The 21,244-nt window shown below is 41.8% G+C and carries 23 protein-coding genes, 3 tRNA genes and 6 pseudogenes; 9 read left to right on the plus strand and 23 right to left on the minus strand.

The window, feature by feature from the left end; genetic code table 11:
• The 7 genes and pseudogenes from ACSLFW_RS09165 to ACSLFW_RS09195 all read right to left on the minus strand — a co-directional run bounded on the left by ACSLFW_RS09165 (position 1) and on the right by ACSLFW_RS09195 (position 3,185).
• Complete coding sequence (locus ACSLFW_RS09165; RefSeq protein WP_436555499.1) at positions 1–693, minus strand: aspartate/glutamate racemase family protein; 693 nt, start codon at positions 691–693, stop codon at positions 1–3.
• 7 nt (positions 694–700) lie between these two features.
• A complete protein-coding gene (locus ACSLFW_RS09170; RefSeq protein WP_436555500.1) occupies positions 701–1,123 on the minus strand; it encodes a DinB family protein in 423 nt (140 codons plus the stop codon).
• Positions 1,124–1,203: 80 nt separating this feature from the next.
• Entirely contained in the window at positions 1,204–1,983 is a 780-nt protein-coding gene (locus tag ACSLFW_RS09175) for an MBL fold metallo-hydrolase (protein ID WP_436555501.1), read from the minus strand.
• A 103-nt stretch (positions 1,984–2,086) separates the two neighbouring features.
• Positions 2,087–2,688, minus strand: a pseudogene (locus ACSLFW_RS09180) (TetR/AcrR family transcriptional regulator).
• Between the two features lie 206 nt (positions 2,689–2,894).
• Positions 2,895–2,977, minus strand: a tRNA-Leu gene (locus ACSLFW_RS09185).
• A gap of 37 nt (positions 2,978–3,014) precedes the next feature.
• Positions 3,015–3,086: transfer RNA gene (locus ACSLFW_RS09190), tRNA-Lys, on the minus strand.
• A 27-nt stretch (positions 3,087–3,113) separates the two neighbouring features.
• A tRNA-Lys gene (locus ACSLFW_RS09195) sits at positions 3,114–3,185 on the minus strand.
• Positions 3,186–3,372: 187 nt separating this feature from the next.
• On the opposite strand from ACSLFW_RS09195, the gene ACSLFW_RS09200 reads away from it, so the two are divergent.
• Entirely contained in the window at positions 3,373–3,831 is a 459-nt protein-coding gene (locus tag ACSLFW_RS09200; protein WP_436557415.1) for a shikimate kinase, read from the plus strand.
• On the opposite strand, the gene ACSLFW_RS09205 is transcribed toward ACSLFW_RS09200, so the two are convergent.
• Positions 3,823–4,320 carry a phosphoribosyltransferase family protein gene (locus ACSLFW_RS09205; protein ID WP_436555502.1) on the minus strand — a complete coding sequence of 166 codons (498 nt, stop codon included), beginning with the start codon at positions 4,318–4,320 and terminating at the stop codon, positions 3,823–3,825. The genes ACSLFW_RS09200 and ACSLFW_RS09205 overlap by 9 nt on opposite strands.
• 29 nt (positions 4,321–4,349) lie before the next feature.
• Positions 4,350–4,736: an RNA-binding S4 domain-containing protein gene (locus tag ACSLFW_RS09210; protein WP_436555503.1), complete on the minus strand. Its 387-nt coding sequence runs from the start codon at positions 4,734–4,736 to the stop codon at positions 4,350–4,352.
• A 79-nt stretch (positions 4,737–4,815) separates the two neighbouring features.
• Here ACSLFW_RS09210 and ACSLFW_RS09215 point away from each other — a divergent pair, with 79 nt between their 5' ends.
• Positions 4,816–5,793: a hypothetical protein gene (locus ACSLFW_RS09215; RefSeq protein ID WP_436555504.1), complete on the plus strand. Its 978-nt coding sequence runs from the start codon at positions 4,816–4,818 to the stop codon at positions 5,791–5,793.
• 72 nt (positions 5,794–5,865) lie between these two features.
• On the opposite strand, the pseudogene ACSLFW_RS09220 reads toward ACSLFW_RS09215, so the two are convergent.
• The 12 genes and pseudogenes from ACSLFW_RS09220 to ACSLFW_RS09275 form a co-directional block, all read right to left on the minus strand.
• Positions 5,866–6,818: pseudogene (locus ACSLFW_RS09220) on the minus strand (transketolase family protein).
• Positions 6,819–6,894: 76 nt separating this feature from the next.
• Positions 6,895–7,747 (minus strand): annotated as a pseudogene (locus tag ACSLFW_RS09225) (transketolase).
• A gap of 110 nt (positions 7,748–7,857) precedes the next feature.
• Positions 7,858–8,139, minus strand: a complete 282-nt coding sequence (locus ACSLFW_RS09230) for a hypothetical protein (protein ID WP_436555505.1) — start codon at positions 8,137–8,139, stop codon at positions 7,858–7,860.
• The gene (locus ACSLFW_RS09235) at positions 8,084–8,506 is read right to left on the minus strand and encodes a hypothetical protein (RefSeq protein ID WP_436555506.1); all 423 of its coding nucleotides are present in this window, start codon (positions 8,504–8,506) and stop codon (positions 8,084–8,086) included. Before ACSLFW_RS09235 ends, ACSLFW_RS09230 begins: the two co-directional genes overlap by 56 nt.
• Positions 8,507–8,521: 15 nt before the next feature.
• Positions 8,522–9,157 (minus strand): HD domain-containing protein, encoded by a 636-nt coding sequence (locus ACSLFW_RS09240; RefSeq protein ID WP_436555507.1) that lies wholly within the window; start codon positions 9,155–9,157, stop codon positions 8,522–8,524.
• A gap of 31 nt (positions 9,158–9,188) precedes the next feature.
• Entirely contained in the window at positions 9,189–9,317 is a 129-nt protein-coding gene (locus ACSLFW_RS09245; protein ID WP_436555508.1) for a hypothetical protein, read from the minus strand.
• Positions 9,301–10,104 (minus strand): alpha/beta hydrolase, encoded by an 804-nt coding sequence (locus ACSLFW_RS09250; RefSeq protein ID WP_436555509.1) that lies wholly within the window; start codon positions 10,102–10,104, stop codon positions 9,301–9,303. Before ACSLFW_RS09250 ends, ACSLFW_RS09245 begins: the two co-directional genes overlap by 17 nt.
• On the minus strand, positions 10,049–10,477 hold the full coding sequence (locus ACSLFW_RS09255) for a TfoX/Sxy family protein (RefSeq protein ID WP_436555510.1): 429 nt from the start codon (positions 10,475–10,477) through the stop codon (positions 10,049–10,051). The genes ACSLFW_RS09250 and ACSLFW_RS09255 overlap by 56 nt, the downstream gene beginning before the upstream one ends.
• Positions 10,478–10,479: 2 nt before the next feature.
• Positions 10,480–10,704: a fluoride efflux transporter FluC gene (locus ACSLFW_RS09260; protein ID WP_436555511.1), complete on the minus strand. Its 225-nt coding sequence runs from the start codon at positions 10,702–10,704 to the stop codon at positions 10,480–10,482.
• A 25-nt stretch (positions 10,705–10,729) separates the two neighbouring features.
• The gene (locus tag ACSLFW_RS09265) at positions 10,730–10,852 is read right to left on the minus strand and encodes a hypothetical protein (RefSeq protein ID WP_436555512.1); all 123 of its coding nucleotides are present in this window, start codon (positions 10,850–10,852) and stop codon (positions 10,730–10,732) included.
• Positions 10,853–10,919: 67 nt separating this feature from the next.
• Positions 10,920–11,345, minus strand: a complete 426-nt coding sequence (locus ACSLFW_RS09270) for an SRPBCC family protein (protein ID WP_436555513.1) — start codon at positions 11,343–11,345, stop codon at positions 10,920–10,922.
• Positions 11,346–11,396: 51 nt separating this feature from the next.
• Positions 11,397–11,804, minus strand: a complete 408-nt coding sequence (locus ACSLFW_RS09275; RefSeq protein WP_436555514.1) for an iron chaperone — start codon at positions 11,802–11,804, stop codon at positions 11,397–11,399.
• Between the two features lie 54 nt (positions 11,805–11,858).
• Here ACSLFW_RS09275 and ACSLFW_RS09280 point away from each other — a divergent pair, with 54 nt between their 5' ends.
• Positions 11,859–13,100, plus strand: a complete 1,242-nt coding sequence (locus ACSLFW_RS09280; protein WP_436555515.1) for an ArnT family glycosyltransferase — start codon at positions 11,859–11,861, stop codon at positions 13,098–13,100.
• Here ACSLFW_RS09280 and ACSLFW_RS09285 read toward each other — a convergent pair.
• Together ACSLFW_RS09285 and ACSLFW_RS09290 are read right to left on the minus strand one after the other, a co-directional pair.
• The gene (locus tag ACSLFW_RS09285; protein ID WP_436555516.1) at positions 13,084–13,329 is read right to left on the minus strand and encodes a glycoside hydrolase family 30 beta sandwich domain-containing protein; all 246 of its coding nucleotides are present in this window, start codon (positions 13,327–13,329) and stop codon (positions 13,084–13,086) included. The two genes, ACSLFW_RS09280 and ACSLFW_RS09285, sit on opposite strands and share 17 nt — an antisense overlap.
• Positions 13,330–13,355: 26 nt before the next feature.
• Entirely contained in the window at positions 13,356–14,363 is a 1,008-nt protein-coding gene (locus ACSLFW_RS09290) for a glycoside hydrolase family 30 protein (RefSeq protein ID WP_436555517.1), read from the minus strand.
• Positions 14,364–14,821: 458 nt separating this feature from the next.
• Between ACSLFW_RS09290 and ACSLFW_RS09295 the strand changes: the two genes are divergently transcribed.
• From ACSLFW_RS09295 to dnaB, 6 genes and pseudogenes are all read left to right on the plus strand, one after another.
• A complete protein-coding gene (locus tag ACSLFW_RS09295) occupies positions 14,822–15,079 on the plus strand; it encodes a hypothetical protein (RefSeq protein WP_436555518.1) in 258 nt (85 codons plus the stop codon).
• 181 nt (positions 15,080–15,260) lie between these two features.
• A pseudogene (tgt, locus tag ACSLFW_RS09300) lies at positions 15,261–16,390 on the plus strand (tRNA guanosine(34) transglycosylase Tgt).
• Between the two features lie 86 nt (positions 16,391–16,476).
• A complete protein-coding gene (locus ACSLFW_RS09305) occupies positions 16,477–17,559 on the plus strand; it encodes an LptF/LptG family permease (protein ID WP_436555519.1) in 1,083 nt (360 codons plus the stop codon).
• Positions 17,546–18,429 (plus strand): annotated as a pseudogene (locus tag ACSLFW_RS09310) (DMT family transporter). Before ACSLFW_RS09305 ends, ACSLFW_RS09310 begins: the two are co-directional and overlap by 14 nt.
• A 140-nt stretch (positions 18,430–18,569) precedes the next feature.
• A pseudogene (locus ACSLFW_RS09315) lies at positions 18,570–19,523 on the plus strand (acetyl-CoA carboxylase carboxyltransferase subunit alpha).
• A 141-nt stretch (positions 19,524–19,664) separates the two neighbouring features.
• Positions 19,665–21,212, plus strand: coding sequence for a replicative DNA helicase (gene dnaB / locus ACSLFW_RS09320; RefSeq protein ID WP_436555520.1), 1,548 nt, complete (start codon positions 19,665–19,667; stop codon positions 21,210–21,212).
• The last annotated feature ends 32 nt before the right edge of the window (positions 21,213–21,244 follow it).

The following is a 21,244-nucleotide window of genomic DNA, read 5'->3' on the forward strand; positions in this document are numbered from 1 at the left end:
TTACTGGAGGGCATGGTCTACTGCTGCCTGCACGTGAATTAATGTTGTATTAAAAACCGGAACATCAAAGTCATCCTGGGATATGATCAGAGGGATTTCTGTACAGCCCAATACGATTCCCTCAGCGCCCTGCTGAAGTAATTTGTCGATTATTTTTTTATAAACTGCTTTTGTTTCAGGCAGAATAATGCCTTTGCCCAATTCATAAACCAGTGAGTTTTCAATATACTGCCTGTCAGCATTACTTTCGGGGATAATTACTTCAATGCCATATTCTGAAAGTTTGTCTTTATAAAAGTCGAGTTCCATAGTGTAGACGGTACCAAGCAGTCCGACTTTTTTCAATCTTTTGTTTTTTATTGCAGCTGCGGTTGCTTCGCGGATATCAATTAAAGGCAAGCCTACGGTACCGGCAATTTTTTCTGCAACGATGTGTGCCGTATTGGCGCCAAGCATTAACAATTCTGCTCCGGCATCTTTTAAACTAAATGCCGCATCTGTGAGTAACCGGTATGTGGCATCCCAATCATGTTGCGCATTAAAATTCCTGAAATGCTCGAAATTTACAGAACAGATGATACAGTCGGCAAAATTTAAGCTGCCCAGCTTTTTGTTCGTTTCGAGATTGATAAAGCGGTAATAATCTACTGTTGATGTCCAGCTTATACCGCCAACAAGTCCAATTTTTTTCATATCGTATTTATTTAATTATTTTTAAGAATTCTTTGAATGTACCTACTTCTCCTTTATACTGTTGTGCCATAACCCTCGAAATTTGTGCAAGATGACTAAGGTCGTGGGTCACCCAGGCAGCGATGAGTTGCCGCAGGTTCACTTCAAGGATCAGTGGATGAAAGGCTGATTTCTCAAAATCATTTTCCTGAAGATTGAAGCCTTTTAATGCTGTAATGCTGCGTTCGCGGAGCATTTTAAATTCAGTAAGCAGTGTTTCCGTTGAATTGTCTCTTGCAATTGCAAAATCGGCCGTCATATCGATGCGTTCAAGCGTCCTGTCGGTTTTGTCTGACAGCATTATTCTTGCCCGCGGCAACCAATCTGTGTTTTCGCAAACGATCAGATGGGCTACGACTTCTTTTGCCGGTCGATGTGTTGCCGCCTTCATTCCCGTTAACCCATTCTTCCGACAAACCCGAAAGCATTGTGAAGAGAACATTGGGTGTTTTTTCGATAATTTCTAATGATTTAGCTAAATTGAATTGCATCGTTTCCTTTTTGTTTGTTAATGAATTTTCCGTCTTCCAAAATCAGATAAGGCTGTTTGATATTTTTTGCCATAACTATAAAATCTTCATCGTCAACTTCTTTTGGTTGATAAAATGGCGTTGAGAATTTTCCGTAGTGAATAGGGACTAGCGCTTTAGCGTGCAATAATTTAGCCGCGTTAAATGCCTCTTCCAGCGTAAGCGATGCAGGGATGGTGCTGTATTCCAATCCAATTATCCCGAAATTCACGATGGCTCCGTTTATTGGAAGAAATGCAAAATCTATGTCGGGGTTTTCCCTTCCCAGCTTCCAAAACTGATTGTGCCAGATCGTATCGCCGCCGTGAAAAATTTTGGTATTCTTATAGGCAACAATCCAGGCGGTTTGCTGCTCGCCAATTCCGTCAAGCGAAAACACCGATTTTATTACTATGTCATTGTCCCGGAAGGTTTCGTCATTGTCGAGGTATACCACAGGCCTGTTGAATTTAGCGATGGATTTTTCCAGCTTTTTATACCCAATAATTTTTCCATCGGGCTTCAGGCATTTATCGATAACTCCGATATCAAGATGATCGAGGTGAAGATGGGTGAATAAGATATAGTCTGCCTGTGTTGTGTCTGCAAACCGAATAACAGGCGTTTTTGGGTCGCCTAAAACGGCAAAATAAGGTTTAAAGTCTTCTACGGCGTCAATCAGGATGGTTTTCCTGCCGCATGCTAACTTTATGCCTGCCCAATTTAATTTCTGGATTTTCATTGTGGTATTTTTTAAAATCTCGGATAGGTTATTTTACTCGTACTCAGGTATGTTGCTGCTAAATCTTAAAATATACCGTTCGGTATATTAATAATCAAAAAAATTACACTTTCAAATCATTAATAAATTTTTCCAGGAAGCGCATAGTAATCCACAATTCTGTTGGCTTCCCTGTAGTTTTCGCCTGCATCGCAGCACCTTCAATCAGCGACATTAAAATTACCGCTGTGTCTTCAGGGTTACAATCCGGTCTAATTTCACCGCGCGTGATGCCTCTTTTACCTGGTTTTCAACTGAAGTTTTCCAGAATTCAAGGGCTTTAGCCGCGCGTGCGCGCAATTGAGGGTGCGTATCGTCTGCTTCTGTTGAGGTGTTTAAGATTGGGCAGCCGGGTTTCAGGAATGGGATTACCAAAAAGTCACGATACACTTTCGGGTAAACCAAAAGCCGTTCTATCGAATGCTCTGTACCTAATATACGCTCTTTTATATAATTGGTAACGCGGTTAAAATTATAGTCGAACGCTGCAAGGGCCACTTCGTCCTTGTTTGCAAAATTTCCATAAATGCTGCCTTTTGTGAGTCCGGTAACGGTAGTCAGATCGGTGAGTGATGTACCTGCATAGCCCTTTTCGTTGAAAACAGCTGCGGTTTTTTCAATGATAAATTGTCTTGTGCGTTCGCTTTTTGATAAAATTTCTTTCATATAGACAAAGATATAAAAATATACCGAAAGGTATAATTTATTAAGTGAAAAATTTTGAAAATGTACTTAATAAAATAACGGCCCATTGTAATTTATTGATTTATAGTTGCTTGTATTCAAGTGTAAGCCCGATGGGATTGCTATGCACAACACAAAATATAAAACTAAAAAAGCCCGCACTCAGGTGCCGGGCTTATATTCTTAAGTGACCACGATGGGATTCGAACCCACACGCCATTACAGCACCACCCCCTCAAGATGGCAAGTCTACCAGTTTCTCCACGTGGCCGTGAATAAAAAAAGCCAAGCAAATGCCCGACTTTTCGTGACCCGACTGGGGCTCGAACCCAGCACCCAACATTAAAAGTGTTGTGCTCTACCAACTGAGCTATCGAGTCTTTGCGTTCATGAAACTGGTCAATTTGTGACCCGACTGGGGCTCGAACCACTAACCCAACATTAAAAGTGTTGTGCTCTACCAACTGAGCTATCGAGTCATTTTTCATTTCCTGAACGCGGGTGCAAATATAAGGCGTTATTATTTATTTTTCAAAGCAATTTTCCTTTAAATTTGTCTTTTTTTCACAATTACCCTTAATGCCTTAATTTATAAGGTTTTATTTCGATGAGCAAAATATTTTTAGTAGGTTATATGGGTCCGGCAAGTCAACAATTGCCCGTTTACTGGCTGAAAGCACCGGTTTAAACAGCGTAGATTTAGACCATTTAATTGAAAAAAAGGCAGGAATGACTGTTCCTGAAATCTTTCAATGCAAAGGCGAAATTCATTTCAGGAAACTCGAACATGAAATGCTCAAAGCAGTTGCCGCCTCGCAGGATGACGCGATTGTCAGCCTTGGCGGTGGAACGCCATGCTATGCGAATAATCACGAATTGCTCAATGGGAACGGGATAATTTCGATTTACCTGAAAGGTTCGGTTGCAACGCTTTGTGAAAGGCTTTCAAAATCAAAAACAAAAAGGCCGCTTATTGCCGGCCTCAGTGAAAATGAATTGGGGAAATTTATTGCTAAACACCTTTTCGATCGCAGTTATTACTACAATCAGGCGACATATAAAATAAACATAGACGGAAAATCGCTGTCAGCAATCGTCAACGAAATCACAGATTTATTAGCTTAACCAGGCCGAATTTTCTTCGTTACCAAAGTCAACCTGAACGTGTTCTAATAACGAAGTTGACAAAGAAATGCCTTTAAAATCAGCTTTTACAGGATATTTTTTATGGTTTCGGTCAACCAGAACTGCAGTTTTAAATTTACCCAGCGGCACATCAAGGAAATGCCTTACGCCATACACCAAAGTCGTTCCTGAATTCAGCACATCGTCTACCAAAACCAAACCTTTGTCCTTATAATCTTCAGTTTTTAATGAAGTAGAAATTGGCGATTGGGGTTGCTGCTTGTTGATTTTCACTTCGCAAAGCAAAACTTTGATTGGCGAAATTTTCTCGACAGCAGCAGCGATTTTTTTAGCGAAAATAAAGCCATTGTCAGCAATTCCGGCCAAAACAATTTCTTTTTCATCGACAAAAGTCTCGTAAATCTGATAAGCAATCCGTGTGATTTTATGCTCGATTTCCTGATGGGTCAAAATGATGTTCCTGCTCATAATGGTGTTGTATGCGGTAAATTTAGGGATTATATTTCGTCTTCGTCAATAAAATCGGTGCTGTAATCTTCCAGATCACGGCGGTCTTTTTTTGTCGGGCGTCCGTCACCGGTTTTGCGATAATGGTCTTTAGAGAGTTTCAGTAATTCAAGATGTTCGAATGATTCAGCCGGCGTTTCATCCTTTCGGTAAATATCAACGAGTTTAGCGCCGACACGATTCGGCGGAATATCAAGAACGGTAATAATTCGTGTAATCTGATCCTTTCGGAAAGTGATTTTATCAGTCGCAAAAACCTCCTTGGAAGGCTTGGCAACGTTGCCATTCACGGTAATCTGGTTCTTTTTGCAGGCCTCTGTAACCATATTTCTGGTCTTGTAATACCGCACGCACCACAAATATTTATCTATTCTCATATTTTTCCAAAAATGCCGTTAAATTGTATACAAAAATAAATCAATATTGTATCTTGCACGCTCAAAAATCAGTACAATAATGAACAAATTTAAGCTTTATTTTATTTTATTTTTTATCTCTGTAAGTTTATTTTCCTGTAAGCATGACGACGATGTTACCGTTGCTCCGCCAAGGGACTGCCACGTTCAAAAACTGGCAGATTTAGATTCAATCAGGGATTATTTAAAGACGCATTCCCTTCAAAAAGTTGAAGTTGATGGCCTTACTGATGTGGTCATTACTGATTTGGTTCCGGGTGGTGTTTCTATTTGGGATAATACGCAGTATCCTCTTGATTCCCTGATGGTTAAAAATGACGTTCGCGTTACCAATCTTACCGATGGCCCGTCAACAGATGAAGAAATATATCCACTATATTATGTTGTCCTGAATGAAGGCGGTGGCGCCAGCACAACTACAACAGACTCCACTTTTGTGAGTTACAGAGGATGGACGTTGACAGATAATGCACAGTTCGACAGAAACGATGTGCCTTTCTGGGCTACTTATCCGGCGGTCACGACAGCTGAAGTTACATTGATATCAGGATTCAGGCAATTTACGACGGTTTTGAAAGCTGCCTCAAGTTATACTTCCCATGACGACGGTACTTTTACTTTTGTTGATGCAGGTGTAGGTGTGGTTTTCATACCTTCCGGACTTGGTTATTTTAATGTGTCGCGTACCGGAATTCCCGCCTATTCGCCGATTGCTTTCACTATAAGGCTAGACAGGGTGAGGGAAAGGGATCACGATCAGGACGGAATTCTTACCAAATATGAAGACATGGATGCCAATGGTGTTGCCGACGGTGATCCTTTTAATAATGATACAGACGGCGATTTGATTTCGCATTTCCTTGACATGGATGATGACGGCGACAGCTTCCTGACCAAATTTGAAATCAGGACAAATCAGGCAGATGAAAACAGTCCGCTATACCCATTTGCAGATATTCCGAATTGCACTGGCGGTAAGAAATTACACCTTGATAAGAATTGCCATTCGAGCAATTAAATTATAAATTGTTCCAATAAAAAATCCCGCTCTCTTTTGAAAACGGGATTTTTTATTGAAGTGAAATTAATATTATTTTCTTTGGATAACTTTCTCAGCAGCGGCAGCAATCGCCTGGTGATTGAGCTTGTATTTTTCCATCAGTTGTTCCGGAGTTCCGCTTTCGCCGAAACTGTCCTGACCGCAACAAATTCCTGTGGCGCCGGATTATTCAATGATAAAACCCTGGCAACGCTTTCGCCTAAACCGCCCAAAATATTGTGTTCTTCGGCAGTGACGATGCATTTTGTTTTTGCGAGTGATTTCAAAATCGCAGCTTCATCCAATGGTTTGATGGTGTGGATATTGATGACTTCAGCAGAAATGCCTTTTGCTTCCAAAGCTTCTGCAGCAATCAGCGCTTCCCATACCAAGTGACCTGTCGCAACGATCGTTACGTCTGAACCTTCATTTAAAAGAATCGCTTTCCCGATTTCAAAAGGTTGGTCGGCCGGCATGAAATTCGGCACCACCGGTCTTCCGAAACGAAGATAAACCTGTCCGTGGTGATCAGCAATCGCCAAAGTCGCCGCTTTTGTCTGGTTGTAATCGCAAGTATTGATGACGGTCATTCCCGGCAACATTTTCATCAAACCGATGTCTTCAAGGATTTGGTGGGTTGCGCCGTCTTCGCCTAAAGTCAAACCGGCATGCGAAGCACAAATCTTCACATTTTTATCCGAATAGGCCACCGACTGGCGGATTTGGTCATAAACCCTTCCGGTTGAAAAGTTCGCGAATGTTCCCGTAAACGGAATTTTTCCGCCGATGGTCAATCCGGCTGCGATTCCGATCATATTCGCTTCTGCAATCCCAATCTGGAAGAAACGCTCCGGATGGTTTTTCTTGAAGTCGTCCATCTTTAGCGAACCGATCAAATCGGCGCAAAGTGCTACGACATTTTCGTTCTTTTGGCCCAGTTCCGTCAATCCGGCACCGAAACCTGAACGGGTATCTTTACTTCCTGTATTTTCGTATTTTGTCATTGTGTGTTTAGAGTTTAGAGTTCAAAGCGGCGTCATCGTGGCAACTGACCACTGATTTCTGACCACTGGTCACTTTTTAATAATCGCTTTCGCCTTCAGAATAATTCTGGCTCAAAGCCGCTTCGAGTTGTGCATCGTTTGGCGCTTTTCCGTGCCATGCGTGGCTGTACATCATATAATCTACGCCGTTGCCCATTTCTGTGTGCAATAAAACGCAGACCGGTTTTCCTTTTCCGGTTTTCGATTTGGCTTTGGTCATTCCGGCGATGATGGCTTCGATGTTGTTCCCTTCTTTAATATCAAGCACTTCCCAATCGAATGCTTCAAATTTTGCGCGAACGCTTCCCATATATAAAACTTCATCCGTAGTTCCGTCAATCTGTTTTCCGTTAAGGTCGATTGTCGCGATGAGGTTATCGACTTTTTTCGCAGAAGCATACATGATGGCTTCCCAGTTCTGGCCTTCCTGTAGTTCGCCGTCACCGTGCAAGGTATACACCAAATGGTTGCAGTTGTTGAGTTTTTTCGCCTGTGCAGCGCCGATGGCTACCGATAATCCTTGTCCGAGTGAACCCGAAGCGATGCGAACGCCCGGCAAACCTTCGTGGGTTGTCGGATGTCCTTGCAAACGCGAATTGATGTGACGGAAAGTCGCCAATTCCGAAACCGGAAAATACCCGCTTCTTGCCAAAACGCTGTAAAAAACAGGAGAAATGTGACCGTTGGAAAGGAAGAAAATGTCTTCGCCAATACCGTCCATATCAAAACCTTCTTTGCCTGTCCATGAGGTTTTGGTAAAGGGCTACGAAAAATTCAGTACAGCCAAGAGAACCGCCCGGATGTCCCGAGTTGACGGCGTGTACCATACGAAGAATGTCTCTTCGCACCTGGATGGCCAGGTTGTTGAGTTGTTGTGTGTTGCGCTTCATGTTGTGTGTTAGAGTTAAAACTGACGCAAAAGTAATCGTTATTTAAAGGAGGTACAAAATATTTTTTCAATAGTTATTAAGAATGCGATTGCGAAAAGAAGCAAAATATTTTATTTTCTCATCTGCTTCAGAAACCCCTGAAATCCTTCTGCATATTCAGCGATAGTTTTCGTTTTGATTTTTGCCCATTTCGATTTCGGCTCCGTCATTTTCTTAGTTTCGGCTTTTTCATCCATGCCATTAAGCAACGCGTCCATGCCATGAAAATTGATCCATCGGTGGTCGTATTTTTCTTCATTGTCTTTCACAAAAGCGACGACTTTCGCAATAGTAGCTTCAAGTTTTGGGAGATCTTCGACGGCGTATTTGTTGATTTCCAGTTCCGTAAACATTGCTTAATTCTGAAGCCGCACTTTTAGCAGTTTCATCAAGGCAAAGATTGGCATCATAACGCGCCCGCAATTGCGCTGTGTAAAACCAAAACATAGCGTCATCTTTTTTGTCCCTGTCAAAAAGTATTTTAGAATAAGCAAAAAGCACCGCCGGATTGTAACCATGCGGATTGGCGGCAACGGCATCCATCGCTTTATTGCGGATATTGTTGTCGTCGTCATTAAGCGCTTTGATGGTTTCAAATTGTGGTTTGACATCAATTTTTGCATATTCGCCTTTTGGTGAAACGACAACTTTTTGGGTCTGTGCACAAATTGGTTGAAGTGCCGTAACAGACAATAATAAAATGTAAAATAGATTTTTCATAGTTGTAATTAAATATCATAAAAATCGCAATTCCTTAAAAATATTGAGTTTTGCCTGCGTTTCAAACTTTTCCTGAAAATGTTTCGTTTTGTAAATTTTGTCCATTTCCAAAAAATGCTTCAGTACTTTTCGGCGGCCGGCATTATAAACCATATCGGGATAAATCGCATATTCTTTTCTTACACTGGCAGCATAAGATTCGTATGTTTCCCAATCCTGGCCTAAAATCGCGAGGTCGGCATCAGTAAAATAATTGGTGTCGGAATCTGCACTTTCTGCATGCTTTTTGGTTGCGAGGATTTGTAACTTGCTTTTTTGGATTATTTCGGCTGAAATGCCAAGTGATTGCATTCTTTTCCCTGCAAGTTCCGCACTTTGTTCTTCGTTGTCGGATTTTACAGCGTTGTAAATAATGTCGTGATAATACAACGAAAATAACATTACATCCCAATTTTTGATGTCACTTTTAACAGCTTTCAATTCCTGTAACAAATGCTGAAGATGCGCCAGCGTATGGTAGAATTTCTTTTTACCCGAATATTGTTCTTCGATTTCCGCTGAGAATTTGCTTATGATATCAGGTGTTGCATTATATTTTGTAAGCAGCTCAGTAAAAGTTTCTTTCAGCAAAATGGATGGTTTTATTTTCAAAGATAAAGTTTCTCAACGGATTTCTGTAGAATCAAAGCCAACGATTGACTTTCAACCACTTTTTCAGATAATCAGTCCACTCATCAGTCGTAGATTTGTTGTGCATTCCGAAACCGTGATCGCCCTTCGGATACAGGAATAATTCACTGACTGAGCTCATTTTGGCGTAATGCCCTGTCATAAGCAATACTGTTGCCAACGGGAACGAGGCTGTCGTCTGTACAATGCACTAAAAATGCGGGAGGTGTTTGTGAAGTTACCTGCAATTCATTCGAATAATACATGATTTGTTCTTCTGAAGGCTTTTCACCAATCAGATTGTCACGGCTGCCCATGTGCGCGAGTTTGTCTGTAAAACTGATGATCGGATAAATCAATATCGAAAAATCGGGGCGCAACGAAGTATTTTTTGGATTATCAATCAATGCCTTTTCATAATGCGTCGATGCCGATGCAGCGAGGTGTCCGCCTGCAGAGAATCCCATGATGCCGATTTTTGCCGGATCGATATTCCATTTTGCAGCATTTTCACGTACCATCTGAATCGCTTTTTGCGCGTCCTGCAATGGGCCGATTGATTTGTCAATCATGATGCTGTCATTCGGCAACCTGTATTTCAGGACAAAAGCAGTGATGCCTAAATTGCTGAGTTTTTGCGCTACATCTGCGCCTTCATGCCCGGCAGCTAAAATTCCGTAAGCACCGCCCGGACAAATAATCACAGCTGTATGGTTAGGTTTTGAAATTTTCGGCTCGAAAGCCGTAATCGTCGGCACAGAAACGTCACTGAGGATTAAAAAACCGTCTTTATTGATTTCTGATTTTTCTTTGTCAACCGATGCTTTGCTGTTCGGAATTTTACCTTCATACAACAGCATTTCCTGCTGCGCCTTAGCTTCGAAACAAGTGATAAGTAAAAATAGCAGCGACGAAATATAAATTTTCATGAGGCAGATTTTGGTTTTTTCTTTTAGACGCTTTCGCGAAAGGATTAAAGTCGAGGCAAAGCCGGATCCAATTGACGAGTTCTGAATTGGTTTTGAAACCGCTTTCAGAGATGAAAATAAAACCGCTCATTTTCCGTTCGGCATTGCCCATCGGGATGGCGTCTTCTCGTTTTGAAGCCATCACATAATCTGTTTCGCTGAGTCGGCAGAGCAATAAATCTTCGCCGTTGTTTTTGTCGATTCGGGTGGCGCAGCAAATTTTTTCATCGACCATAAAACAAATGCCGCCGAACATTTTCTTCTCGAAAAAATCGACTTCTTTTTTTTGCAGAATTGTTCTGATGCGCTGTACCGTATTTTCGTTGTAAGCCATAATCAGAAGAATTTTACTGCTGATATTCCCAGAAAAGTTGCAAGAAGCCCGACTAATACGCTCGAAACAGCATAACCTGCAGCAACCAGAAACTGTCCGTCACGCAACAGATTCACTGTTTCCATCGAAAAAGCTGAGAAAGTCGTAAAACCGCCAATCAATCCGGTGGCAATGATGAGCTTCAATTCTGCTGAAAGGCTGCCGCGATCGGTAAGCGCAAAAACCAATCCGATGCAAAAACAACCGATGATATTAACAGTAAAAGTTTCCGGACGGAAAAGCAGTCGTCATTTTCGACTGGATGAATTGCGAGAGCAGGTAGCGCATTATGCCGCCGAAAAAACTGCCTGCTCCGATGGCCAATAGTAATTTCATGGAAATGGATATTGTACGAAGTTAAGCAAATGCCAACTAAAAATCCCTGCACGAACAGGGATTTTATTTAAGCGATGCTTTCGGTATATTTCTTAAAATTATCAAGTATGTTCTGCCAGCCGCCGCGCTGCATTTCAATTGGATTCTGGTTTTCGGCTTCGAAAGTTTCAGTTATCGCAACTGCGTCGTCTTCGACTTTGAAATCGATAGTTACTGTGCGCCCGTCGTCCATTGTATAAGCGATGTACTCATTTTGGCGGACTTCATCATAAGTTCCCCCGAAATCAAAACCCATGCTGCCGTCTTTGGCTTCCATCCGCGTTGTGAATCTGCCGCCAGCGCGCAAATCGTTTTCGGCATTCGGTGCATGCCAATCGTCAGAGGCGTTGCACCATTTTGTGATGTGTTGCGGTTTCGTCCAGGATTCCCAAACCTTGCCGACAGGTGCATTCACAGTTGCGTTGATGGTAATTTTTGTTTTGTCTGTTTCCATGAAATTGTTTTTAGTGTTGTATTGAAATTTAATATTATAAGAGCGTCCGGCTTACTTTTTATCAATTTTTTTCTTTGCCTTTGAGGCTTTCTTCAACAAGAAATCCTTAAGATTTTCTGCAACCGCAAATTGGGTAATATCGGTAACAAGTTTTTCGGGAAGCGGTTTGCCATACAAAAAATGAACCGCCGATTTTGTTTGTTTATAAGGTGCGAGTTCAGCAGCAAATGCCTCGTGAATTTTAGGCCTGACGTAAATCGCATAATGATTTTTATAAGCCGCAAACCAAATCGCGACACCATTTTGCTTATAGCCGGGCATTGCATAACTGATTACTTCTTCTGCATCCGGAGCTGCGTTTTTGATTGTTTTCCGGAGTAATTCCATCGCCGCCTTTGCGTTTTCAGGAAATGCATCGATGTAGGCATCGACATTTTGGAATTTTTGTTCTGCTGTCATAATTACTGCGACAATTTAGCTACTTTAGGCATGCGAAATGCAAAATTAAATTTAATGAAATTATTTGTAAAAAACGAATGGCTGCTTTTCGGAATTGCATTTTTCTGGATGATTACGCTTGTCTGCATCATGCAAATCATGAATCAGCAATATGTTTTTAACGACAGCAAATCGTATCTTTTTGCGGCACAGCAGTTATATCAGGAAGGCATTTTCAATGACCATCGTCCGTTTCTTATCAATTTGATTAACGGATTTCCTTTATTGTTTGGCGGTTCTGCGGATGCTGTTTTCAAATGGGCAGTAGCAGTAAATCTGTGCTGCTGGTTTTCGACGGTATTGCTTGTATATAGAATTGCAAAAATGCATTCGGACGAAAAAAACGCATTCATCGCCGGATTGCTGTTTATATTTTGCATCAGCAATTTGTTTTTTGCATTTCATTTGCTGTCAGAAAGTATTTTTGTCTTTTTGCTGATTTCCGCCTTTTATCTGGTGCAGCAATATTTTAATACGAACAGGATCGGCTATTTGTCATGCACAATTGCGTTGTTGCTTTTAATGGTTTTGGTCAAGCCGATATCGTCCGAACTGGTAATTTTGTTGCTGCTTTATTTTATCAGAAAAATAAAACACCTTTTTTGGAACAGAGGCGCAATTTTGATGCTTTGCAGCGTTTTGCTGATAAGTATTCAGCTATTCGCCATGAAAAAACAATATGGCAGCTACGCTATTAGCTATGTCAACACTTTCACTTATTACAATTACCTGAGCACCAAAGCCGATTGCCTGAAAAATAATATTGAATTTAAAGAAGGCAAAAATGAACGAGCCGTCATTTTCAATGAATTGTCCCACAGTGCGCAAAAAAGTGCAGCAGCAGCAGATTTCGGCCAACAATTAAAGCATAATTTCATTAATCTGATAAAAGCTTACTGCGTCAATTTTTATTCGAATACCACCAAAGGAAGTGTTGCAGTTGCCGTCTGCGAAAATAAAAACCAGGCGAATTATTATGATTTTGCAGTATTCTTCTTTAAGGCACTTTCAAAATTGCAGAACATAATCCTGACTTTTACCGGAATTTTGCTTTCATGTTATTGCCTTTTAAGAAAAAAGATTGTGTCTTCCGATAAACTGCTTGGTGCTGCAGTATTGTATTTCATAGCCATGTCTGCGATTTCCTGCAATCAGGGCGACAGGTTTCACATCGTCATTTTTCCTTTTGTGATTTTGCTTTTGGTGAATCAGGGAATCCAACTCAAAAAGCGTACTTTTTTTACCAGACAAATGTAGCCACCGAACCGCTGTCAAGGCGCGCAGCAAGATTTTTTCCGTTACAGCGAATATTGAAATCGCTTGTTTTCTTACCGGAGTTCAATACAATCAATACGATTTTCCCATCAGGCCTTTTAAAAGCTACATTTGGCAGGTTTTCTATGGCATTACTTGCGATGCGCAACGATCCGGAGCTTACGAATTTCGAAGCATGCCCGATCACATAATAAGCAGGATTTCGCGTCACATCTGAGCCGTCAATTGTGATTGCGCCTAGACAAGTCGTGCATCCGCCGGGTGTAAATGGTCTGTATTGCGGGTCTGCAGCCAGATTCCACTGTAAAACAGTCTTTGCCCAGTTGCGCGAAGCACCGATGACCAGATTTTCAACGTTCCATTTGAGGTCGTTTGGGAAATCGCCCGACCGCCCGTCCACTGTTCTGTAAAATAAACGTTTTTGTCGGGATGCGCATCGTGTACTTTTGAAAGCGCCGTGATTTCGCCTCCATACAAATGAAAAGCAGAACCATCGACATATTTTTTTGCTTCAGGATCATTCAGGATTTCAAGCGGATATTGCGGTTTGTCGCAATTGTGGTCGTAAACAATGATTTTCGTGTTGATTTTTGCCGCGGCAAATGCAGGCCCGAGATGCTTTTTGACAAAAATCAACTGGTCTTTCGCCTCCATGTACATACTCGGATTATTGCCGGGATGCAACGGTTCATTCTGCACCGTAATCGCGTCAATTGTAATGCCGTGGCTTTTCATCGCTTCAATATATTTCACGAAATATTGCGCATAACTATCGTAAAAACGCGGTATGAGGCTGCCGCCTTTTGAGTTGCTGTTGTCTTTCATCCAGGTTGGTGCCGACCATGGAGAACCTAAAATTTTAATGTTCGGATTAATGGCGAGTATTTTCTTCAAAACCGGAATGAGGTCTTTTTTGTCGTGAGCGATGCTGAATTTCGAAAGTGGCGGATCAAATTCGTCATCCTTTAAATCATCGTATGAAAATACAGCAGGATCAAGGTCGGATGCGCCGATGCTGACGCGCAGGTAACTTACGCCGATGGCATTTCCGTTGGTTTCAAACAATTCCTTCAGCAAGGCTTTTTGTTTTTCAGGCGCCATATTGTTGATGAGTGTAGCGCTTCCGCCGGTAAGACAATATCCGAAACCGTCAATTTGCTGGAAAGTCTGGCTTTCGTCGACAGTTATTGTCGGATTCGAGTTGCTGTTATCTGCAAAAATGATTGGAGCTTGTTTCGCCAGCAATGAAGATTTATCAGCAGTCGTCAGCCAGTATTCTGCATTGGGAAAAGTCGCTAAGGAATCAGGTTTTACGCTGCTGCAAGAAACGATTAAAGCAATAAAAACAGCATTAATAATGCTTTGAAAGAAGATTTCATAAAAGTCGGTTTGTCATGGTTGTTACAAACTTATCAAAAAATCACCTTTTGGGAACAGGAAATACGGAATTTTTAAATTTAAGAACGGGCTGAAATAAAGACGTTCCGCAAGAATATTGTGGAACGTCAGAAGATTCTCCCGATTGATGATGTGTTTTTGATTGACTTACTATAAAGAAGAATGGATAGCGAATTTGTTACAGTTTTATTGAAAATATTTTTTCAATAATTGAAAATCAGGTATTTCTACGCGTATCCGGGTTGTTTATAAATTGTTGCTTTACATAACGAAAAATTTTATTAAACCCCCTGAAAAAACATTTTATGGAAAATTCAAACGAAAATCTGCTACAAGGCAGTATTACAGACAACATTCAGCCAATGATGCGCGTGCATTATCAGCGAACCGATTCCAATGACAAGACAGTCATTACGATCAAAAACGATGGCCCGGCGAAGTTAAGTACAATCTTTTCAATCAGGGAAGAGAGGAGTCATGGCGCGAACAAACTTTGCAGGCTGGCCAAACCGCACAGATCAGGGTCGGCGATTACGGCAACGGCAATACCCTGCAGCTTGTAACAAATCACCGACAGGCAGCAATCACGGCAGACAACGTAAAAAAGCCATGGTAATTTAAAACTGTCCCTGGAAATCAAAACTTCCGGGGATTTTTTTGCCCTGTAGCGAAGATGTTAAATAAAATCCTAAATTCGGATTGAAAAATCCTAAATAAATTATCTTTGCGGCTGATAAAAGCCATATGAATTTCGAATTACTAAAGACAGATCCGCAAACCAAAGCCCGTGCCGGAACAATTACTACCGATCACGGCACTATTGAAACCCCGATTTTCATGCCAGTTGGAACGGTTGCCTCAGTAAAAGGCGTGCACCAACGCGAATTAAAAGAAGAAATCAATCCGGATATCATCCTCGGAAATACTTATCATTTGTACCTGCGCCCGCAAACCGAAATCCTCGAAAAAGCCGGCGGATTGCATAAATTCATGAATTGGACCGCAATATCCTTACTGATTCGGGCGGTTATCAGGTGTACTCGCTTTCAGCCAATCGCAAAATCAAGGAAGAAGGCGTGAAATTCAAATCACATATCGACGGCTCTTATCATTTCTTTACGCCTGAAAATGTAATGGAAATCCAACGCACTATCGGCGCCGATATCATCATGGCTTTTGACGAATGTACGCCTTACCCGTGCGATTATCGCTACGCCCAGCGCTCGATGCACATGACGCACCGCTGGCTCGACCGATGCATTTCACATTTGGATAAATTACCATTTAAATATGGTTACGAACAGACGTTTTTCCCAATCGTACAAGGAAGTACTTATAAGGATTTAAGGCAGCAATCTGCAGAATATATCGCGAATTCAGGACAGCAAGGAAACGCCATCGGCGGATTGTCAGTAGGTGAACCGGCTGAAGAAATGTACGCGATGACCGAAGTCGTAACCGCAATTTTACCAGAAGACAAGCCGAGATATTTAATGGGCGTTGGAACTCCGATTAATATCCTCGAAAATATCGCTTTGGGAATTGACATGTTCGATTGCGTAATGCCGACCAGAAACGCCAGAAACGGAATGTTGTTTACCTCGCAAGGTACCATCAACATCAAAAATAAAAAATGGGAAGCCGATTTTTCGCCGCTTGATGAAATGGGTCACACTTTCGTGGATACGGAATATACCAAAGCCTACTTGCGCCATTTGTTTGCTGCCAACGAATACCTCGGCAAGCAAATCGCAACAATACACAATCTTGGGTTTTATATGTGGTTGGTTCGTGAAGCCAGAAAACATATCTTAGCAGGAGATTTCCGCGAATGGAAAGAAAAAATGGTAAAACAAATCAACCAGCGGCTTTAGGTGCAAGGTAAAAGGTGTAGGGTACAGGGTAGAACTTGTGCCATTCGCCGCGACCCTGAACCCTGAACCCAAAACCCTGAACCTTTATGAGCATCATAGACAAATACATCCTCAAACGCTACCTCGCCACTTTCTCGGTGATGCTGTTGCTTTTTATTCCGATTGGAATTGTTATCGACGTTTCTGAAAAGGTCAATAAAATGCTCCAGAACAAAGTGCCGTTTTCGAAGATTGCTATTTATTATTATGATTTTACGGTTTATTTTGCTAATCTGCTGTTCCCGATTTTCCTGTTTTTATCGGTGATTTGGTTTACATCGAAACTCGCAAATAATACGGAGATTATTGCTATCCTGAGTTCCGGAATCTCATTCACAAGATTTTTAAGGCCTTATATTATAGGCGCGACAATGGTTTCTGTTTTTGCATTGCTGATGGGATTTTTCATCGTGCCCAAAGCCAGCGAAGGCTTCAACAACTTCAGGTACATGTATCTTCGCGGCAGCGGACGAACGGAAATGCGCGAAACAACCAATGTATTCCGTGAAATCAGTAAGGGCGAGTACTTATACGTTCAGAATTTCAACCAGAATTCCAAAACAGCTTTCCAGTTTTCACTCGAAAAATTCAACAAGGAGAAAATGCTGTTCAAAATCACAGCGGACAAAATTCACTGGAATGCGACCAAGAAAAACTACACCATGACCAACTACAAAAAACGTATCGTTGGTGAATTGGGAGACCGCATCGAATCTGCCGAAAAAAAAGACACCGTTTTCAAATTCGATTTAGACGATTTAACGCCGACGGTTTATGTTGCAGAAACGCTGAGTCTTGGCGAACTTAACAAATTCATCAAAAAAGAAAGGGCGCGTGGTTCTGCCAATATCAACACTTACCTGGTGGTTTTGTACAAAAAGTACAGCATTCCTGTTTCTGCATTTATCCTGACGATTATTGCTGTTGCCGTTTCTTCGATGAAGCGTCGTGGCGGAATGGGCGTTAATCTCGCCATCGGGATCGGATTGGCTTTTACCTATATTTTCTTCGATAAGATTTTTGGCGTATTGGCAGAAAAGTCAAGCATTCCGCCACTGATTGCCGTTTGGATTCCGAATACCGTTTTTGGCATTTTGGCGATTTACCTCCTTCGCAATGCCAAAAAATAACAACATAAAATCCTACCTTCATCTTCATTTAATCGTATTCATCTGGGGATTTACGGCTGTCTTGGGTGACCTCATCACCGTTCGCGAAGCATCTTTGGTTTGGTACAGAATGGGATTAGCCGGAATTTTCCTGCTCGTTTGGCTGCTGTTTACCAAAAGAAGATCCAGCTGGCTTCAAAAGCAATTTTCCAGCTTATTATGGTTGGCTTGCTCATTGCGATCCACTGGATATTTTTCTTTAAGGCAATTAATATTTCCAACGTTTCCATAACATTGGCGATGTTTTCGATGGGCGCATTTTTTGCCGCGATTCTCGAGCCACTGTTCTTTAAACGAAAAATGCTGTGGTATGAAGTCTTGTTCGGGCTCATCATCATCGCAGGTCTTTTTACAATCATGCAGGTCGAAGTGCGTTTTTTAGACGGAATTTTATGCGCGCTTTTCTCCGTATTCGTAGGTGTATTATTTACTATTTTTAATGGGAAATTGATTCAAAAACACGATGCATCGGTTATTGCGCTATATGAATTTTTCGCAGGATTTATCTTCGTTTCCATTTATTTGTTGTATGAGGGAAAATTTACGCCGCAATTTTTCAGCGTTTCCGGAAAAGACTGGATGTACATCATTATTTTGTCATCCATTTGTACTTCTTACGCTTTCACCGCCGCGGTCCAGGTAATGAAAAAATTGTCGCCCTACACTGTGATGCTCACCACGAATCTCGAACCGGTTTACGGCATCATCCTCGCATTTTTCATCCTCGGTGAAGAAGAAAAAATGAGCATTCCATTCTACATCGGCTCACTTGTAATCCTGGCAACGGTAATCCTGAACGGCGTCATTAAGCATTACAAAAAAGAAGCCTGATATTTTCGAATCTTCATAAACGAATAAAATCGCCAATCTCCAAATCGCCGCTGTTCACAATTAAACAAAAAAACACTTTCAGCAACGGTTTTATATTTTATCTTTGCTGTTCCAACTTTAATCAAAAATGCACCAATCCTATGGAATATTTAGATTTTGAGCTTCCCATTAAAGAGTTAGAAGAACAACTCGAAAAATGCGCGATCATCGGTAAAGAATCAGACATCGATGTGACCAATACCTGCAAACAGATTGAGAAAAAACTTGAGGAAACTAAGCGAAAGATATACAAAAACCTGACCGCCTGGCAACGTGTCCAGTTGTCGAGACATCCAAACCGCCCGTATACAATGGACAGACGTCAATGCCATTTGCGGCGATTCGTGGCTCGAGCTTTTCGGTGACAGGAATTTTAAAGACGACAAAGCCATGATTGGCGGCCTCGGTAAAATCGACGGACAGTCATTTATGATTGTCGGACAACAAAAAGGTTTCAACACAAAAACCCGCCAGTACCGCAATTTCGGAATGGCAAATCCGGAAGGCTACAGAAAAGCGTTGCGATTGATGAAAATGGCAGAGAAATTCGGCATTCCGGTCTTAACACTGATTGATACTCCGGTGCTTATCCAGGTCTGGAAGCTGAAGAGCGCGGACAAGGAGAGGCCATCGCAAGGAATATCTTTGAAATGGTAAAATTAAAAACCCCGATCATTTCTGTAATCGTCGGAGAAGGTGCCTCTGGAGGCGCACTCGGCATCGGCGTTGGAGACAGGGTACTGATGATGGAAAATACGTGGTATTCAGTAATTTCACCGGAATCCTGTTCATCCATCCTCTGGAAAAGCTGGGAATACAAAGAACAGGCTGCGGAAGCACTCAAACTGACTTCCGCCGATATGAAAAAGCAAAAGCTTGTCGACGACATTATCCCGGAACCACTGGGCGGAGCGCATTACGACAGGACAACTACATTCAAAACCGTAAGCCAGTATATTTCCAAAGCCTACAACGAGCTCAAAGACTTATCAACAGAAGAACTTGTGGCGCAAAGAATGGACAAATACAGCAAGATGGGCGAATATAAGGAGTAAATTCTTACAAATTTATATCAAATCCGAAGCCCTGTGGTTTCGGATTTTTTTTTGGTTATCAACATAAAAACACTATTTATCAACAAGTCGCCGTTATAACTCTAAGCCGATTTTAGATACATTTTTATTTACATTCGCAACATGGAAAATCTCAGAAATATTAACCCGGTAAGAGTAGATAAAACTACCATCATCAACCTTGAGAAAGGCAAGCTGCCACCGCAGGCACTCGAACTCGAGGAGGCCGTTTTGGGCGCCATGATGATCGATAAAAAAGGGGTAGATGAGGTAATCGATATTTTACAGCCCGACGCGTTTTACAAAGACGCCCACAAATACATTTTCGAGGCGATTGTACAGTTGTTCACCGATACACAGCCCATCGACTTATTAACAGTATCATCGCAGCTTAAAAAGAACGCCAAGCTCGATTTGGCAGGAGGCGATTTTTACCTGATTCAGCTTACGCAAAAAATCTCTTCTTCGGCGCACATTGAATTCCACTCGCGGATTATTTTGCAGAAATTCATCCAACGAAGCCTTATCAAAATCTCTTCTGAAATCATTGAAGAATCTTACGATGAAACGACTGACGTTTTCGATTTATTGGATAAAGCAGAATCGCGCCTATACGAAGTAACGCAGGGCAACATCAAAAGAAGTTCTGAAACCGCGCAAAGTCTTGTGATACAAGCGAAGAAAAGAATCGAGGAAATCGCCGGAAAAGAAGGTTTAAGCGGCATCGCGACAGGTTTTGAAAGACTCGATAAAGTAACCTCTGGCTGGCAGCCAAGTGACCTGATCATCATCGCGGCACGTCCGGGTATGGGTAAGACCGCTTTCGTATTGTCGATGGCCAGAAATATTGCGATTGATTTTGGGCAGCCGGTAGCTTTGTTTTCTTTGGAGATGTCATCCGTTCAATTGATTACGCGTCTCATTTCATCTGAAACCGGACTTTCCTCCGAAAAATTGCGTACCGGAAAACTCGAAAAACACGAATGGGAACAGCTTTCCATCAAAGTAAAAAACTTAGAAAAAGCACCATTATATATTGACGATACGCCATCGCTTTCTATTTTCGATTTGCGGGCGAAATCTCGTCGTCTGGCATCACAATACGGTATCAAACTTATCATTGTCGATTATCTTCAATTGATGACAGCAGGTGGCAGCAACGGAAAAGGCGGTGGAAACCGAGAGCAGGAGATCTCAACAATTTCGCGAAATCTTAAAGCATTGGCGAAAGAATTAAGCGTTCCGGTGATTGCGCTTTCACAATTATCGCGTGCCGTTGAAACGCGTGGCTCGAGTAAAAGACCGCTACTTTCAGACCTTCGTGAATCGGGGGCGATTGAGCAGGATGCGGATATCGTTTCGTTTATCTATCGTCCGGAATATTATAAAATCGATGAATGGGATGACGACGAACATTCTCCAACAGAAGGGCAGGCAGAATTCATCATCGCAAAACACCGTAATGGTAGTTTGGAAAATATCAGGCTGAAATTTATCGGAAATCTTGGTAAATTCGACAACCTTGAAGATTTTGGCGGCGGTTATGACGATCTTCCATCAAAAATGAACCATGATGACAATCCATTCACGACAAAACATTTACCATCGCCAAATGAAGCTTTCGGCAGCAACATCAACAATGCTGACGACGACAGCGATGTGCCTTTTTAATTGTTAATTCACTATAAAAACCTTCGGTAATC

It is taken from the genome of Flavobacterium sp. 3HN19-14 (genome assembly GCF_051373205.1).
Lineage (GTDB): Bacteria > Bacteroidota > Bacteroidia > Flavobacteriales > Flavobacteriaceae > Flavobacterium.

Bases quoted from the DNA above. Each gene is read 5' to 3' on its own strand.
- ACSLFW_RS09165 (WP_436555499.1), bottom strand. From the start codon at position 693: ATGAAAAAAATTGGACTTGTTGGCGGTATAAGCTGGACATCAACAGTA.
- ACSLFW_RS09170 (WP_436555500.1), bottom strand. From the start codon at position 1,123: ATGAAGGCGGCAACACATCGACCGGCAAAAGAAGTCGTAGCCCATCTG.
- ACSLFW_RS09175 (WP_436555501.1), bottom strand. From the start codon at position 1,983: ATGAAAATCCAGAAATTAAATTGGGCAGGCATAAAGTTAGCATGCGGC.
- ACSLFW_RS09205 (WP_436555502.1), bottom strand. From the start codon at position 4,320: ATGAGCAGGAACATCATTTTGACCCATCAGGAAATCGAGCATAAAATC.
- ACSLFW_RS09210 (WP_436555503.1), bottom strand. From the start codon at position 4,736: ATGAGAATAGATAAATATTTGTGGTGCGTGCGGTATTACAAGACCAGA.
- ACSLFW_RS09215 (WP_436555504.1), top strand. From the start codon at position 4,816: ATGAACAAATTTAAGCTTTATTTTATTTTATTTTTTATCTCTGTAAGT.
- ACSLFW_RS09230 (WP_436555505.1), bottom strand. From the start codon at position 8,139: ATGTTTACGGAACTGGAAATCAACAAATACGCCGTCGAAGATCTCCCA.
- ACSLFW_RS09235 (WP_436555506.1), bottom strand. From the start codon at position 8,506: ATGAAAAATCTATTTTACATTTTATTATTGTCTGTTACGGCACTTCAA.
- ACSLFW_RS09245 (WP_436555508.1), bottom strand. From the start codon at position 9,317: ATGAGCTCAGTCAGTGAATTATTCCTGTATCCGAAGGGCGATCACGGT.
- ACSLFW_RS09250 (WP_436555509.1), bottom strand. From the start codon at position 10,104: ATGAAAATTTATATTTCGTCGCTGCTATTTTTACTTATCACTTGTTTC.
- ACSLFW_RS09255 (WP_436555510.1), bottom strand. From the start codon at position 10,477: ATGGCTTACAACGAAAATACGGTACAGCGCATCAGAACAATTCTGCAA.
- ACSLFW_RS09265 (WP_436555512.1), bottom strand. From the start codon at position 10,852: ATGAAATTACTATTGGCCATCGGAGCAGGCAGTTTTTTCGGCGGCATA.
- ACSLFW_RS09270 (WP_436555513.1), bottom strand. From the start codon at position 11,345: ATGGAAACAGACAAAACAAAAATTACCATCAACGCAACTGTGAATGCA.
- ACSLFW_RS09275 (WP_436555514.1), bottom strand. From the start codon at position 11,804: ATGACAGCAGAACAAAAATTCCAAAATGTCGATGCCTACATCGATGCA.
- ACSLFW_RS09280 (WP_436555515.1), top strand. From the start codon at position 11,859: ATGAAATTATTTGTAAAAAACGAATGGCTGCTTTTCGGAATTGCATTT.
- ACSLFW_RS09295 (WP_436555518.1), top strand. From the start codon at position 14,822: ATGGAAAATTCAAACGAAAATCTGCTACAAGGCAGTATTACAGACAAC.
- ACSLFW_RS09305 (WP_436555519.1), top strand. From the start codon at position 16,477: ATGAGCATCATAGACAAATACATCCTCAAACGCTACCTCGCCACTTTC.
- dnaB (WP_436555520.1), top strand. From the start codon at position 19,665: ATGGAAAATCTCAGAAATATTAACCCGGTAAGAGTAGATAAAACTACC.